The 15,830-nt window shown below is 67.6% G+C and carries 11 protein-coding genes; 2 read left to right on the top strand and 9 right to left on the bottom strand.

The features are described 5' to 3' along the window. Window positions 1-16: 16 nt before the first annotated feature. The 5 genes from ATK74_RS14505 to glf all read right to left on the bottom strand — a co-directional run bounded on the left by ATK74_RS14505 (window position 17) and on the right by glf (window position 5,166). Window positions 17-547 (bottom strand): YbaK/EbsC family protein, encoded by a 531-nt coding sequence (locus ATK74_RS14505; protein ID WP_098461715.1) that lies wholly within the window; start codon window positions 545-547, stop codon window positions 17-19. 54 nt (window positions 548-601) lie between these two features. Next, on the bottom strand, window positions 602-1,747 hold the full coding sequence (locus ATK74_RS14510) for a glycosyltransferase family 87 protein (protein ID WP_169923877.1): 1,146 nt from the start codon (window positions 1,745-1,747) through the stop codon (window positions 602-604). Between the two features lie 170 nt (window positions 1,748-1,917). Next, window positions 1,918-2,868: an NAD-dependent epimerase/dehydratase family protein gene (locus ATK74_RS14515; protein WP_098461717.1), complete on the bottom strand. Its 951-nt coding sequence runs from the start codon at window positions 2,866-2,868 to the stop codon at window positions 1,918-1,920. Then, window positions 2,852-3,862, bottom strand: a complete 1,011-nt coding sequence (locus ATK74_RS14520) for a glycosyltransferase (protein ID WP_211283392.1) — start codon at window positions 3,860-3,862, stop codon at window positions 2,852-2,854. The genes ATK74_RS14515 and ATK74_RS14520 overlap by 17 nt, the downstream gene beginning before the upstream one ends. A gap of 149 nt (window positions 3,863-4,011) precedes the next feature. Beyond that, window positions 4,012-5,166, bottom strand: a complete 1,155-nt coding sequence (glf, locus tag ATK74_RS14525) for a UDP-galactopyranose mutase (RefSeq protein WP_098461718.1) — start codon at window positions 5,164-5,166, stop codon at window positions 4,012-4,014. 212 nt (window positions 5,167-5,378) lie between these two features. Between glf and mptB the strand changes: the two genes are divergently transcribed. Continuing rightward, complete coding sequence (gene mptB / locus ATK74_RS14530) at window positions 5,379-6,800, top strand: polyprenol phosphomannose-dependent alpha 1,6 mannosyltransferase MptB (protein WP_098461719.1); 1,422 nt, start codon at window positions 5,379-5,381, stop codon at window positions 6,798-6,800. Between the two features lie 2 nt (window positions 6,801-6,802). On the opposite strand, the gene ATK74_RS14535 is transcribed toward mptB, so the two are convergent. Next, window positions 6,803-8,254, bottom strand: coding sequence for a glycosyltransferase family 39 protein (locus ATK74_RS14535; protein ID WP_143483696.1), 1,452 nt, complete (start codon window positions 8,252-8,254; stop codon window positions 6,803-6,805). Window positions 8,255-8,497: 243 nt separating this feature from the next. On the opposite strand from ATK74_RS14535, the gene ATK74_RS14540 reads away from it, so the two are divergent. Beyond that, window positions 8,498-11,656 (top strand): glycosyltransferase, encoded by a 3,159-nt coding sequence (locus ATK74_RS14540; RefSeq protein WP_143483697.1) that lies wholly within the window; start codon window positions 8,498-8,500, stop codon window positions 11,654-11,656. Window positions 11,657-11,669: 13 nt separating this feature from the next. Here ATK74_RS14540 and ATK74_RS14545 read toward each other — a convergent pair whose 3' ends face one another. The 3 genes from ATK74_RS14545 to ATK74_RS14555 all read right to left on the bottom strand — a co-directional run bounded on the left by ATK74_RS14545 (window position 11,670) and on the right by ATK74_RS14555 (window position 15,603). Beyond that, complete coding sequence (locus ATK74_RS14545) at window positions 11,670-12,578, bottom strand: 1,4-dihydroxy-2-naphthoyl-CoA synthase (protein ID WP_098461722.1); 909 nt, start codon at window positions 12,576-12,578, stop codon at window positions 11,670-11,672. 57 nt (window positions 12,579-12,635) lie between these two features. Beyond that, a complete protein-coding gene (locus ATK74_RS14550) occupies window positions 12,636-14,099 on the bottom strand; it encodes an exo-alpha-sialidase (RefSeq protein ID WP_098461723.1) in 1,464 nt (487 codons plus the stop codon). A gap of 220 nt (window positions 14,100-14,319) precedes the next feature. Further along, entirely contained in the window at window positions 14,320-15,603 is a 1,284-nt protein-coding gene (locus tag ATK74_RS14555) for a DUF6716 putative glycosyltransferase (protein ID WP_098461724.1), read from the bottom strand. Between the last annotated feature and the right edge of the window lie 227 nt (window positions 15,604-15,830).

A 15,830-nucleotide genomic window follows, 5' to 3' on the forward strand; every position in this document is an offset into this window, starting at 1 on the left:
GCGCTGTCGGCTGGGCCTAGATGGCGCGAGCCAGGCCTTCGATCCGCTCGGCACCGGGCAGAGTGACCAGCGCCGGGCCAGGGACGACCAACTTGGCGGCCCGGATCCCGGCACCGATGCAGACCACCGGCGAGTCGGCCACAGCCGCGTCCAGCCAGATCGGCCAGCTCTCCGGCAGTCCCACCGGAGTGATCCCGCCGTACTCCATGCCCGACTCGGCCACGGCCACCTCCATGGGCGCGAACGAGGCCTTGCGGACGTCCAAGCGCCGCTTGACCAGGCCGTTCACATCGACCCGGCGGTGCGCCAAGGTCAGGCAGCAGGCCCGGCGTTCGGTGCCGTCGCGGCGTCCGGAGACCAGCACGGCGTTGCCCATCACGTCCATGGGCAGGTCGTAGACCGCACACAGCGTCTCGGTGTCGGAGTGGGCCGGATCGATCTCGAAGACCAAGGCCTCAGGGAGGTAGGCGCGCACGGCGGCGATCACCGCAGGCGGCAAGAGGTCGGGACGGTCAATGGCGGGCTGCGGCTTCAGGCGGGCGAACACGCTGTCAGCCTAGGTGGCTCGGCAGGCCCGGAGGCTCGCCGTTCACGGTGCAGTTCAGGGCTGCAAGGCGAGTTCGCCGGAGCCGGCTGGCGCCGAGCTGTCGGCGGGGTCCGGCAGCGGCATGGGCCGGTGAGGCAGCCCGAAGATTCCGATCGCCATCGGAATGAGAACGAGGATGTCGATGACGCTCGCCGACCGTGGGTGAGCGTCCGCGAGCGGGGCGAGGATCGTGGTGACAGTCGCCTGTGAGTAGGCCAGGTAGATGAGTGCCGCCACCACTCGGGCTCGGCCACGTCCGGTGAACCACAGCCACACCGCGACCACGGGCAACCAGACGAAGTAGTGCGGCCAGGCGATCGGGGCGACCACGGTGGCCGCGGCTCCCACCGTCAGGAACGACTCCATCTTCTCGCCGCGCTGAAAGTGGACCCGCGCCCGCCACAGCGCCGAGATCATGACCGCGGCCCCGAGGAGGAGCCAGAGCCAGGACTGGGCGCCCAGCTCCGGGGCGATTCGGGTGAGCATCGAGTGGATCGAGAGGTTGTCGCGTCTGGCTGGGTCTCCGAACTGATCACTGCCGCCGACCCGGGTCCAGAACTGCCAGGAAGCTGCCGGGAAGATGGCCCAGCCGATCCCGGTGACGATCGCGAACGAGCCGGTCGCCACGGCGGCCTTGCGGCGCTGGCCGGTGACCAGGTAGTAGACCACGAAGATCAGTGGGGTGACCTTGAGTGCCCCGGCGACTCCCACCAGTGCGCCTCGGTATCGGCGCGGCAGCACCCCGCACAGGTCGATGAACGCCAGCGACATCACCACCAGTGACATCTGGCCGGCGGTGATCTGGCTCACGACGGGGAGCGTGGTCAGCAGAAGCAGGGCCGCAGTCGCCGTCAGGGCGGTCAGCGTCCAGCGCTCCGCGCGCCGATCCCGGCCCTGGATCTCCAGCGTCCGCATCGATAGGACCAGTGAGATGACGACGATCAGCGCGACTTCGAGGGCCGTCCATACCTGGTCGCCCAGCACAGGCGGCAGGTAGGCCAGGAAGGACAGCGCCACGAAAGCGATCGGCGGGTACGGCAACGCTGCATAGGTGTTGCTGGTTCCCGCCGCGACCGCCCTCAGCGAGGCCCGGTAGATGTCCAAGTCGGTGAAGACGTATGGAGTGGCACCGCCCCAGAATGCGAGGGATAGGGCCAGCAAAACGGCGAATAACGCAACAATGGCGACGACGCTCCACACGCGATTTCGGTCCTGGCCCACAGCTGTCTCGAGCACAGCACTCCCTCTGTTTCGATCTCCGATTGCGAGCATAACCGGGCTCGACCCGCTCACTCCGGGAACGGGACCCAGACTGACACAGTTACGTCCGTTCAGCCGGCCTGGAAACCGCGAGCGGCAAGCGCCGATGTCTCCACGGCGCGCCGCACTTCTGCGATGCCGGCGGCGATCGGGCGCGCAGCGACACGATCGAGTTCCGGCAGAACCACCGAACGCAACCTCAGGTCTCGGGCTTGCTGCCGTCCCAACGGTGAGGCAGCCAGGATGACCGGAACTCTGCGTCGGTAGATCCGATTCGCTTCGCCCAGAAGAGCGCCGACGGAGACGGAATGGCCGCTGCAGATGATCTTGGTCACGAAGGTCGGCTCTCCGGCCGCGACGGCGTCGAGAAGACCGACACATCTGGCCGCTGCATCAGCAACGTGCACGTAGTCGCGCAGAGTGTCCAAGGACACGTAGATGTTCAGCGGCTGACGCAGATGCGCCGAGCGGCAGAGCTGAGAGATCAGACCCTGCGGTTTGTTCAGGTCTTGCCCCGGTCCGTACAAGTTCGCGATCCGGGCGATCGCAACGCCGACCCCGGACGCCACCAGGCTCCGGGCCGCCGCCTCGGCCCTGAGCTTCTGTCGGCCGTAGTCGCTGAGCGGCAGTGGGCTGGTCCGCTCGGTGAACGGCGGCTCATCGGAGCCGGCGTAGACCGCGCCGGCCGACGAGGCCAGCAGTAGCGTCACCCGTGCCGGGTGGTGTGCGGCCAGCCGGGCTACCTGGTCGACGAAGCCGGAGAAGACGCCGAACTCCGCCGCGAGTTGCTCGGCACCGGTGGCAGTGACGCCGGCACCCGCGCACCACCACAACCGGAGGTCGCCTCCGCCGTCCGCCATGGACGCGAGTTCGTCCGACAGGTCGGCGGCCGCTTCGCGTTCATCGGTCCAGCGGACCCGGGCGCGGCGGACGGACTGGCCACGGCTGCGCAGTTCGGCGATGACGGCGCTGCCGAGGAGCCCGCCGCCGCCGATGACGAGCGAGCTAGTCGGACTGCTCATGCCTGGCTCGGTCACGCCCCAGCGGTCCGTCCGCCGGGTCGGAGACGATCAGGTAGGGCGGACGTCCCATGGCCATGTTCACGGCCACGCCCACGTACTCGGCGATCACGCCCAGTGATGACAGCACCAGCCCGGCGGTGAGCAACTGGACGACCATCAACGAGGTCCAGCCTTCAGCGATTCGTCCCGTAGTCAGCTGCACGACGGCCAGGTAGATGGCGTAGGCCACGCCCAGGACGGCCACGATCACGCCACAGGCCGCGACCATCCGCAGGCCACGGGTGCCGCTGGTCAGCACCAGCCGCCAGAAGTGGGACGCGAGGCTGCGCAGCGAGTAGCCGGACTTTCTGCTCTCGGGCCGCAGCGTGGTCGGCGCGGTGGTGGCCTCCGGTGCGACCCAGCCGAGCGCGACGTCCAGGTAGACGCCGGATCCGGCATAGGCGGCCACCGAGCGTCCGATCTCTCCGAGGATGAGCCGGTAGGAGTGGAAGTTGCGGGCACTGCGATTGCCGGACAGCACGTCGACGATGCGCTTGGCTGCGCGGGAGGCGAGGTTGCGGAACAGGCCGTGCGGGGCGGAGTTGGTCGGACGCGCATAGACCAGGGGCACGCCCTCGGCGAGAGCTGTATCCAGGAAGACGCCGATGTCGGCGGGGTCGTACTGGCCGTCCTCGTCGAGCGTGACGATCCAGTCGCCGCCGGAGGAAGCCATTCCGGCCAAGGTCGCCGCATGCTGGCCGAAATTGCGGCTCAACCAGATCGGCCGGACGACCTGGTGGGCGCTGGTCAGCTCTCGGATCACTTTGGCGGAGTTGTCCGGGCCATGGTCGAACACCAGCAGGATCTCGCTGATTCGAGCGTGATGGCCGGCGGGCGTGACGAAGGGGTCAGTCCACTGAATAATCTCGCTGACAAATGCCTCGAGGGTCGCCTCGCCGCGATAAACGGGGATCACGACCGAAATCGTGTGAACTGTGTCGGTGGTTGCGGCCACGACGTCAGTCTAGGGGTAATGGAGTCAGCGAACTCGGCGACGATGACCGGGAGTTCCCGGTCGCGAAGTGGTCGGCCAACCAAACCCTCAGAGGTCAACCACCGCGATCGGCAGGCTGGTCCGCGCGGCCACCGGGCTGCTGGTCGGGATCAGTTCGCCGCCCCGAACCACGGACGGACCACCGAGTCGAAGCGGCTCAGTGCCGAGGCGATCGCCATGTGCATGTCCAGGTACTGGTAGGTGCCCAGCCGTCCGCCGAACAGGACCTGGGGCTCGGCCTCGGTCAGGTCGCGGTAGCCCAGCAGCTTCTCCCGATCCTGGGCGGTGTTCACCGGGTAGTACGGCTCGTCGCCGGGGCCGGCGAAGCGCGAGTACTCCTTCATGATCACGGTCTTGGGGCTGGTGTAGGCGCGCTCGGGGTGGAAGTGCCGGAACTCGTGAATCCGGGTGTAGGGGACGTCCAGGTCGGAGTAGTTCATCACCGGAGTGCCCTGGAAATCGGGGGTGGCGGCCACCTCGAGCTCGAAGTCCAGGGTTCGCCAGGACAGCGCCCCCAGCTGATCGGCGAAGTAGCGATCGATCGGCCCGGTGAAGATCACCGGCACCTGGCCGACGGTCGCCGCCTTGTGCAGCGGCTGGCTCTCGTCGAAGAAGTCGGTGCCGAGCACCACCTCGATGTTGGGGTGGTCGGCCATCCGCTCCAGCCAGGGTCCGTAGCCGTCGGTGGGCAGCCCCTCGTACTTGTCGGAGAAGTAGCGGTTGTCGTAGGTGAACCGGACCGGCAGCCGGGAGATGATCTCCGGCCCGAGTTCAGCCGGGTCGGTCTGCCACTGCTTGGCCGTGTAGTTCATGAAGAAGGCCTCGTACAGCGGCCGGCCGATCAGCGAGATCCCCTTCTCGACGAAGTTGGTCGGCTCCTTGCCGCCCAGCTCGGCGGCCTGCTCGGCGATCAGTGCCCGCGCCTGGTCGGGGCCGTAGGCGGACCGGAAGAACTGGTTGATGGTGCCCAGGTTCACCGGCATCGGGAAGACCTCGCCGCGGTGCGTGGTGTACACCCGGTGGACGTAGTCGGTGAAGCTGGTGAACTGGTTGACGTAGTCCCAGACCACCTCGTTGGAGGTGTGGAACAGGTGTGCGCCGTAGCGGTGGTACTCGATCCCGGTCTCCGGCTCGACCTGGGAGTAGGCATTGCCACCCAGATGATCGCGGCGATCGATGATCGTCACCTTGAGCCCCAGCTGGGTCGCGGCACGCTCGGCGATGGTGAGGCCGAACAGTCCCGATCCGACGACCAGAAGATCCATGGAGCAGTCTCGCTTTCATGCGTGGGGCAGCTGTGGTCGAGCCTAGCGGTGTCCGGCCGATCGGCGCCCGCCACGGGTTGGGCATGCCGATGGCTACGCCGTCCGCCGTCGCGAGAATGCAGGACCGTCGCCGTCCGGAAGATCCGCGAAGCTATGGTTTCGTCTAGCCTCGCTGGTCCGAGGCGCTTAGCCCCACCAATCGGGATCGGAAAATGAAGCCCTACCCCTGGCTGCCGGCCGTTCTGCGTGTCGGGTTGCTCGGCATGCTCGGCTCGAGCCTGATTGCGATCGGGCGATTGCCCGAGATGATCCAGGCCGACCGGGTGCCGGGGCCCGCACTCGTGCAGCGGCTCACCCAGGCATTGGGCGGACGGGAGATCGCCGCCTCGCTGTCGATGTTGGGCCTGGCCGTCCTGCTGCTGGCCTGGAGCCGCCTGCGGGAAGCGCGGTACGCGCCGCATCAGCTGGTGGTCTTCGTGGCCTGGGTCCTCCCATTGCTCTTCATTGACGGCTTCAACTCCAACGACCCGCGGGCGTATCTCGAGAATGGCTGGTCCCTCAACGACGGTCTGAACCCCTACGAGGTGGGGATGTGTCACCCGCAGTCACCGGTGCGGGTCGACACCGGCTGGTGTGGGCAGACCGCCATCTATCCGCCCCTCGCGCTGAGGCTGTTCCAGGTGTTCGCCTGGCCGCGGGCGGGCCAGCCCTACTCCGGCCTTCTCGGTCTTCGGCTCCTGTCGCTGATCGGGATCGCCCTGCTGTGGTGGGCGATCCGGCGACTGGCGGCGTCCGCGAAGGTCGATCCGAGCTACGCGGTCTGGCTCGCGGTGCTGAACCCGCTGACGATCACCCAAGGTATCGGCGGACTCCACGTGGACTTGCTGATGGCTGGGGTCGCCCTCGCCGGGCTGGCCGTGGCCTGGACCCGGGCAGGTCTGGTCGGCGGCGCCATCGTGGTGGGCATCGCCGCCGCGATCAAGCAGCCGGCGCTGCTGGTCGCGGTACCGGTCGCCCTCGTACCGATCGGCCTCAATCGGGGCTTCCTCCGCAGTGCGGGACGGGTGCTCGCGTCGGTGGCGATCTCCGTGGCCACCTTCGCGGGACTCAGTGTGGCCAGTGGACTCGGTGTGGGGTGGCTGAATGCCGCCGACGCGCCCTTCAAGTATCAGAACCTCGGGCTGGCGCGGATGGTCGCCTGGGCTCAGGCCGTGATCGACGCACTCTTCGGGACGCACTGGGCCGGCTTCGGCATCGAGACGATCCGGATGGCCACACTGATCGCCGGAGCGCTGCTCATCGGCTACCTGGCCATCCGCTACCTCGACGACCCCTATCAGTTCCTCGTGGCCGCGGCCCTGATCTGGGCCGTCACTGGGGGTGCCTTCCGTGAGTGGTACCTGATCCTGTGGGCGGCGGCGCTGCCGCTGGGCAGGCTCGGCACCTCGATGCGAGTCGCAGCCAGCGTGCTGATCCCCTTCGTGGGCTTCTACCTCTCCATGACGATGGGGATGCGGTTGAACGACAAACTGGCGTTTGCGATCGCCCTGGCTGGGGCGCTCCTGGTGAACGTCCGTGAGCCCCTGGTGGGACCGAAACCGCCCGCCGTGGTGGCCGAACCGGTCGCGGGCTGAACTCAGCTGCGGCGCAGCAGCACCAGCACTGTGCGGTAGGAGTCGGGAGCCTGGATCTGCTCGACTTCGGTGAACCCGTGATCTTTGAACTCGGCCACCGAGTTGCTGAGCACCCCCCGATCCGCGAAGAGCCACAGGCGATGGACCCCGCGCAGTTCCCGGCCCAGTTCCTTGACCCAGGTCGAGGGCTGGAACAGCGATCTGTTCCGCCACCCGCGCTTGGCCTGGCCGATGATCTTGATCTTGCTGAAGGTGTCGGGGAAGGCCCAGCGCAGGCCACCCACGTCCTGGCCGACGATGTAAACCGCATCGCCCGGCTCAGCCCTGTTCTCCAGGACCGCGATCGCCGGCTGGGAAGTGCGCTTGGCCTCGGGTTGCCGCACCGCGATCCCGGCGGGGACCATCGCGGCCAGCAGAGCCGCGGCGAGCAGGACGCGCAACCACCAGGACGGCAAACGGCCGGCCAGCAGGGCGAGCAGCAGCGCCAATGCCGGAACACTCAAGATGACGTAGCGAGGGAAGTAGAGCGGCTTTACGACCGATGCCGCCAGCAGGATCAGCGACGGTGTCACCCACCAGCTCAGCAAGATCGCAAGCGGCCGCCGCAGCTCCGGCTCCCGCCACGCCAGCGCCGCAGCGATGAGGACGGCGACGGTCACTACGCCACCGATGATCTGCCCGGGCAGGGTGGTTCCCCAGAACGGCTCGACACCGACTCCGACCAGGGACGGCTGGAATCTCATGAGCCAAGCGACCTGGCCCACCTGGCCGGCCCCCATCACCAGGACAGGGCTGCCCAGGATGACTCCTGCGGCGCTGCTCACGATGGCGGGGCGCCGGGCCGTCCGCGCACACCAGGGCAGGCTGGACAGCAGGGCCACACCGAGCAGGGCAAGGTAGGCGAACAGGAGCACACCGAACCCGAGGGCTGCTGCATAGACCGCCCAGTACCGCCATCCACCGCGCTCGACCGCCACCACGAAGGCCAGCACGATCGCGCAGGCCGTCGCCGCTACCCAGGAGTAGGACCTGGCTTCGGTTGCTGCCCAGGTCAGCGCCGGCAGCAGGCCGCAGATCAGCCCGGCGACCAACGGACGGACTGTGGGGATCAGCCGATGGCTCAGCACAGTGACCAGCGCCGCAGCGGTGGCGACTCCGAGTACGGACAGGACGCGCAGGCTGGCCACCGAGTTGCCGAACAGGCCGGCCCAGGCGCGGACGCCTAGGTAGTAGACCCCGTGAACCGCATCCACCGAGGTCAGCATCGATCCGAGTTGGGACAGGCTGCGCTGGGTGGAGATCCAGGTTGCCGCTTCGTCGCGCCAGGGGTAGGGGATCCAGCTGCCGACCAGGTTCACCAGGGCCGCCACCACGAAAACAAGTCCGACTTGCCAACCGATGCCCCGCCACAACCTGGACGCGCCCGGCTCACGTGTGGTGAAGGCCGGGGTCACGGGCGCAGCATACCTGCGGGATTTCTCAAGGGAGGACCGGATCCGGGTGCCGATCGACCATTCGACGTCGGAGGATCCGTCGGGGCTGAGGGGTCACGGCGTGACCCATCTGGGAGGGCGGCACCGGTAGCATGACCGGACAAGATCGCTCTGACCCCACAGGACCTCCTCGTGACACGACCCAGCGCTGGTGAGCGCCACTCCCGACAGTTCGGCGCTACCCAAGCAGGTCGGCTCGGACGGTTGGCGACAAGGCTTCAGGTGCGCGGCCTGGCTCCCCGTGCGCGGCTGGCCGCGCTCAGTTCGGTGGGGCGCAGCGCCGAGGGCAACCAGCTGCTGATCGAGCTGCTGATCAGCAGCGGCCTGTTCGACCTGGACTTCTACCGCGCTCAACAGCCGGACGCCCCGGCCGATCTGCGCGGCGCAGCCAACCACTTCCTGACCAAGGGCATTCTGGACCTGGCCACCTTCCACCCGGCGATCTTGCCCGGCTACCTGGAGCCGCGGATCCTGGGGGCCTGGTTGCGTGGTGACCTGGCTGAGGTCTTCCGGCTGCTCACGGTGCCCGGGCTGTGGCATCCGTGGTCACCGGGCTTCTTCCCGCCCGCACATGTTCCAGAGGCGAGCATGGAAGGGGGCAAGGCCGGCAAGCGCGCCCTGATCCTGGCCGATGTCCTTCAACTCTTGGCCGGCCTTGGCCCGGACTCGCGGCTGCGGCCGGACCCGACGCTCGGCTTCCTGACCGAGACCGCGTGGCCCGAGCTGCGTGATCGGGCGATCCGGACGGCAACGGCGCACCGCCGTCAGCTGGAGCACAACCAGCCGCGCTCGGCGAAGAAGTGGAATGCGGACCGTGAGCGGCGCTGGATCGCAGCGACCGAGCAGCTCGAGTTGCCGGCGAGCAGCGGTGAGCCGCTGGTCTCGATCATCATGCCCGCCTGGAACCGGGAGTCGGTGATTGCGACCGCCGTGGACTCCATTCAGGCGCAGACCATGCACTCCTGGGAGCTCCTGATCATCGATGACGGGTCCAGCGACAGCACCGCCACGGTGGCCGAGGCGCTGGCCGCAGCGGACCCGCGGATCCGACTGCTTCGCGGCGCTCACGCCGGCGTCTGTGCCGCCCGCAACCTGGGGCTGGCCGAAGCCCGAGGCCGCTACATCGCCTTCCTCGACACCGACAACACCTGGCGTCCCCGCTTCCTGGAGCTGTCGGTGAAAGCGATGGCGGCACAGGGGCTCGAGTTCGCCTACTGCGGTTCCCGGCTCACCGACAGCGAGACCGGGGTCCGCTATCGGGGCACCCAGGTCAGCCACGAGACGCTGCTGATGTTCAACCACATCGATCTGAACGTGACCGTTGTCGGCACCGAGCTTCTGCGCAGCGTGGGGGGCTTCGATCCGTCCCTGCGACGCTGGGTCGACCATGACCTGGCGATCAGGCTGTCGGCGATCACCGAGCCGCACTACCTGCCGTTCATCGGCTGTGACTACGACGACTCCGACGACGGGCTGCCGCGGATCACCACCGTGGAAGGCGATCATTGGGAGTTCGTCGTCCTCGGCAAGGCCTGGTGTGACTGGGCTCAGGCCGAGCGAGAGCTGCCGAACCGGGTGAGCGGACGCGTCTCGATCGTCATGCCGGTCTTCAACGACGCTCGGATGACGCTGAACTCGGTGGACAGCATCCTGGCCAACTCCGGCGACCATGACATCGAGGTTGTCGTCGTCGACAACGGCTCCCGGCCCGATATCTCACTGGCGTTGGCGGTGGCACTCGACGCCGTGCCGCGGGTTCGGGTGGAACGACTGCCGCGGAACCTCAACTTCGCCATCGGCTCCAATGTCGGCGCCATTCGTTCCACCGGTGAGCTGATCCTCTTCCTCAACAACGACACGCTGGTTCGTCCGGGCTGGCTGGACGGCCTGCTGCGCCGCATCGCCGATCCCGACGTGCTGGGAGTGCAGCCGCTCCTGTTGTATCCCGACCTCACGATCCAGAGCGCGGGCACGCTGTTCCCCGGCTCCTCGGAGATTCCGGCCGCCTTCCTCAGCGGGTTCCCCAAGGACGACGGGCGGACGGTCGGCGAGCATCGCTTCTCCGCGGTCACGGCCGCCGCGCTCCTGATGCGGGCCGGCGATGTCGTGGCCCTGCGCGGCTTCGACAGCAGCTTCATCAACGGCATGGAGGACATCGATCTGTGCTTGCGCGCAGGCGAAGGCAACGACCGGTACTTCGCGGTTGAGCCGTCCTCCGAGGTCATCCACCTGGAGAGTCGCACCCCGGGCCGGGGTGCGCGGATCGCCGAGAACCGGAGCCTGTTCGTCCAGCGATGGCGCGGACGGTTGCCGCACGACGAGGCTCTGTACCAGGACCACGGCTTCGAGATCGTCCACGTCGGTGTGGACCAGTTCGTGAACCCGGCGCCGCGACTGGTCCTGCGTCGCTTCGAGCAGTCCTATCAGCACCCCGAGCTCGGCGACGTCCCGGTGCTGCGTTGGGGCATCCGGAACCCGGCCACCGCTGACTCGCGCGGTGATCAATGGGGAGACACCCACTTCGTCGCGCACTTGGCCAAGGGCCTTCGTCAGAACGGGCAGCAGGCGGTCGAGACTCGGTTCTGCTCACCGGTGCCGGACTCGCTGGCTTACGACGACGTGTCGGTGGTGATCCGCGGCTTGCGTCGCGTCGACCCGATGCCGGGCAAGATCAATGTGCTGTGGGTGATCAGCCATCCGGAGCTGGTGACAGTGGACGAGCTTGCCGGCTTCGACCTGGTCTTCGCGGCCTCGGTGCCGTGGGCGGCGAAGATGTCGACGTTGTCCGGCCGGCCGGTGCTCCCGCTCCTGCAGGCCACCGACCCGGAGCGGTTCCATCCCGCGGCCAGCCAGCAGCCGCACCGGGATGCGGTGCTGTTCGTGGGGCAGGCCAGGAGCGGCGGGGTGCCCCGGCAGATCGTGATGGACGCGGTCGCGGCCGGAGTTCCGCTGGAAGTGTGGGGACCCAACTGGACCGACCTGGTCGACCCCGTCCACCTCAAGGGCGACTACCTGAACTACACCGAGTTGCCGGTCCGCTACCGGCAGGCCTCTCGCGTCCTGAACGATCACTGGTCCGACATGGCCGCTGAAGGCTTCATCTCGAATCGAGTGTTCGACGTGGTCGCGGCGGGTGGCCGGGTGATCACCGACGAGGTCGCCGGAATGGTCGACATCTTCGGTGGCGCCGTCCAGAGCTATCGGTCGGTGGAGGAGCTCAAGCTGCTCTGCTCGGCAGCCGGGGACGCCCGCTATCCCGACGACTCCGAACTGGTCCAGATCGCTGCCCGGGTGGGCCGCGAGCACAGCTTCACCACTCGGGCCAAGGCGATGCTCGAAGAGGTGCTCAAGCTGGCCCGTTGAGGCCCGCCCGCGCTCAGTAGTAGTAGGGGAAGTTCGACCAGTCGGCCGGACGCTTCTCCAGGAACGAGTCGCGTCCTTCCACGGCCTCGTCGGTCATGTAGGCCAACCGAGTGGTCTCGCCGGCGAACACCTGCTGGCCGATCAAGCCGTCGTCGATGGCATTGAAGGCGAACTTCAGCATCCGCTGCGCTGTCGGGCTCTTCGCGCAGATCTTGGCCGCCCAGTCCAGACCCTCGGCCTCCAGCTGGGCGTGCGGGACGACCTTGTTCACGGTGCCCATCTCGTAGGCTCGCTGCGCGTCATAGGTGTCGCCCAGGAAGAAGATCTCCCGGGCGATCTTCTGACCGACCTGGCGGGCCAGGTAGGCCGAGCCGAAGCCGGCGTCGAAGGAGCCGACATCGGCATCAGTCTGCTTGAACTTGGCCTGCTCGGCCGAGGCGATGGTCAGGTCGCAGACCACGTGCAGGGAGTGTCCGCCGCCGGCCGCCCAGCCGTTGACCAGGGCGATCACCACCTTCGGCATGAACCGGATCAGCCGCTGCACCTCCAGGATGTGCAGCCGTCCGCCTTCGGCCGCCGCTCGCCGGGCGTCCACGGTGTCGGCGGTCTCGCCATCGGCGTACTGGTAGCCGGAACGTCCGCGGATCCGCTGGTCGCCGCCGGAGCAGAACGCCCAACCGCCGTCCTTGGGGCTGGGTCCGTTGCCGGTGAGCAGGACGCAGCCGACGTCGGCGCTGCGCCGGGCGTGGTCCAGGGCGGTGTGGAGCTCGTCCACGGTCTGCGGACGGAAGGCGTTGCGCACTTCGGGACGGTTGAACGCGATCCGCACCGCGGGCACGTCCACGCACCGGTGGTAGGTGATATCGGTGAACTCGAAGCCGTCCACCACGCGCCAGCGCTCAGGCTGCCAGGGGCTGTCCATGCCGATCAGGTTAGCCAGGCCGGCCGGGGGCGGAAAGCCGAGCCCCGGCCGGGTGGCCTACTTGACCTTCTTGGCCGATGAGGTGGCGGTCGATGGCTGGTAGCCCGGGCTGGTCACCGTGACCTTGACCGACACCTTCTTGCCCTTGTCCGCCTTGCTCAGCTTGTAGCTGGCTGAGGTCGCCGAGCTGATCTCCTTGCCGTTGCGCAGCCACTGGTACCGAGTCACAGTGGCATTCGGCGACCACGTCCCCTGGCTGGCAGTGACGGTCTTGCCAACCTTGTGAGTGCCCGACACGCTGGGGCTCTTCTTCTTGGCCAGCGAGGGCAGCAGGGTCTGCTCGAGATCGGAGACGCTCACCTGCCGGAACACGATCCGGTTCCAATAGGCCTTCTCCGGGGAGTAGCCGTTCTCGTAGACCAGGCCGATGGTGCCGGCGTCGAGCTGCACCATGTCGGAGTAGCAGGCGGGATCCGTGGTCGATCCCACGGCAAGGCCCGAGCGCCAACTCTGACCGTTGTTCGTGCTGACGAAGATCCGCATCCCGCGACGCGAGGTGATCTTGAACGAGGTGTTGGACGGGCTGGAGAACAGCAGCAACTCGCGGCCGCCCGTGGTCTGCAGCAGGCTGCCTTCCACCGGGACGGTCTTCACTCCGCTCATCAGCGAGAACGATCCGATCGACTCGCCTCCGTTGGTGGAGTAGGCCTGCATTCGGTTACTGCCGGGCTTGCTCACTCCCTTGCCGTTGTCCCGATAGGCGGTGAGCAGCCGGCCGTCCGGTAGTTCGGCGATGCTGCCCTCGATCAGCTGCTGCTTGCCCGACGCCGCCCGGTCATAGCCGATCTGCCAGGTGGCACCGTTGTCGTCGCTGTACACGCCGCGGGCGGTGCGCTTGTCGTTCTCGGTGTAGCCCATGGCGAAGATGATCCGGCCGGCATGACTGCCCTTGGTCAGGACGATGCCGTGCCCGGGGCCGGTCAGACCGGGGCGCCAGTTCGGCACCGTCACCCGTCCCGAGGTCAGCGAGGTGAACGAACCGCCGTCGGTGTCGATCCACTGCTGGTGCATGTAGTTGCGGTAGCCGGTCCTGGCCGAGGAGTCCTTGGTCTTCACCGTGGTGATCAGCAGCACCTTGTCGCGGGCCGGGACGTAGACCGGAACCGGGTTCGAGACCCGGAGCTTGCCGTGGTCGGCGACAATCTTCTCGCCACCCCAGGTGCAGCCACCATCTGTGGAGGTCTTCATGGCGATGTCGAAGTCGCCGTCATCGTCATTGTCGGCGTTGTCATTGCGCTTCTCGGCGAAGACGAACAGCCGGCCGTCGGGCACGCGCACCACGGCCGGAACTCGATACCGGGTGGCGCTCTTGCTGGTGAACGGTGTGGAACTGCACTCCTGCGGTGCGGCCGCCGCGGCCGTGCCCGGGTTCAGCACGACAGGCAGCCCGAAAGCAGCCGTCGCTACGGCGAGTGACACTGCTAACTGGAGCTTCAAGTGGAAGTCGGGGGGCTTCTTCATGGGGTGCTCTACTCAGTCGATTGCAGACTTTGGGGAATTCTTCGGGGGCACCTGACGAGACCAACCGAATGCACGCGGGGCGGACCCCGGCGGACATCTCGGCTGGGTTCGGTCGCGCCAGGCTGGTTCCAGTGAAGCAGCTAGGCGCGCTGCAAGGGAAGGCAGAGTGAGGAAATGGTCTTACCGATCGAGGATCGCCGGCGGAGGGCCGACGGCCGGATCAGTGCCGGACGATCGCGCGCAGCCGTCGGTATGCGTCGCCGGGCAGAAGGGCCATTCCCAGCTGTGCTGCCCGTCGGCGGAGCTCGTCGATCCGTGGCCGATAGGTGGTGCCGCGGGCCGCAGGACGCTGGGCGACCGACGGCATCTTCTTCCGGGCCTCGTGAATGGCCAAGCGACTGGACAAGTAGCCGTCGCGGGAGCAGATGGCGCTGGGACGTTCCGACGGATCGATGTCGAGAAGCTCGGTGACCCGCTTCAGGATCCGTTCGGCCGGGGCTAACTCGTCCACCGAGACGAACACGTCGGCCAGCCAGGACGGGTCCGGGGTCGGCAGCAGGTCGGCGATCAGCTTGTCGAAGCTGACGATCAGGCCGGAGTTGATCAGCACGTGGTTGCCGTGCTTCTCGTGGACGCCGAAGTCGCCGATGAACGCGGTACGCACCCCGGCGCCGATCGATTCCAGAGCTGCGGTCGAGGACACCGTGAGCAGCAGATCGACTCTGCCCAGCAGATCGGTGATCGGCTCGTAGGTGATCTCGAAGTTGACCGGGGCGGCCGGCAGCATCTTGATGGCCGCCTCCGGGTGCAGTTCGGCCCGGTGGAAGGTGCTCTCCTCCGGCCGGTGGCGCGGCTTCAGCAGCACTCGGCGATCGGGGTGAGCGGCCGCGTAGTCGAACAGGCGCTGGTAGAGGTAGGTGCGATCCCAGCTGTCTCTGGGGATGGTCGGTTGGTCGGCGAGCAGCACCGTCCGGATCGGGCCGGTCTTCATCTCGGCCGGATGGATCGGCAGCAGCGGCAGCCCGCTGAGCAGCAGGTTGTCCGCAGGGATCTCCAGCCGCTGGCCGGCGTTCAGGAACTCCCGCAAGTTGTCGGCGGAGTTGACCGCGATCACGTCCGAGCGGGCTCGGTCCAGGTAGCCGGCGACGATCTTCTCGATGATGATCCCGACCCAGCCCGTGACGACCACGGGCTCGCCGGACGGACGGGGCTGATCCCGCCGCAGCAGGGCCAAGTCATCGGTGAATCGCTCGACCAGCGGACCCTGCAGCGAGAGGATCACGCAGTCGGCCTCGCGGGCGGCAACCAGCAGTTCGTTCCACGGCATCAACTGGTAGCCGGCGGCACCGGCGGCGCTCAGCTGATCGTCGGAGATGGCATGGCGCAGGTCGGAGGGCACCAGCACTGACCAGGTCCAGCCGGCCGCCTCGAACTGTTTCGCCAGCCCGACGGCCCACTTCATTTGAGAGTCGTAGGCCGCAACGACCACCAGTTCTCGGGTCATTCGCGAGCTTCCTCCCAGTTGTCCTGCACGCACCTGCATCGTCGGCAGCCGGCAGTTCGACCGGTGATGCAGCGCGTCCTGACGGCGTAGACAGCCAGTAGGCAATCATAGACATCGGCCGCGCGAGCCGCCTTCAGCGGGGGCCGTCCGGGGAGTCTGTGCATTCGTTAAGGAACTTCTCAGCATTCCCGGCCCCCATGGTAGGGTCCAGCTATGCGGCAAGCTGG

The organism is Propionicimonas paludicola, from assembly GCF_002563675.1.
GTDB classification, from domain to species: domain Bacteria; phylum Actinomycetota; class Actinomycetes; order Propionibacteriales; family Propionibacteriaceae; genus Propionicimonas; species Propionicimonas paludicola.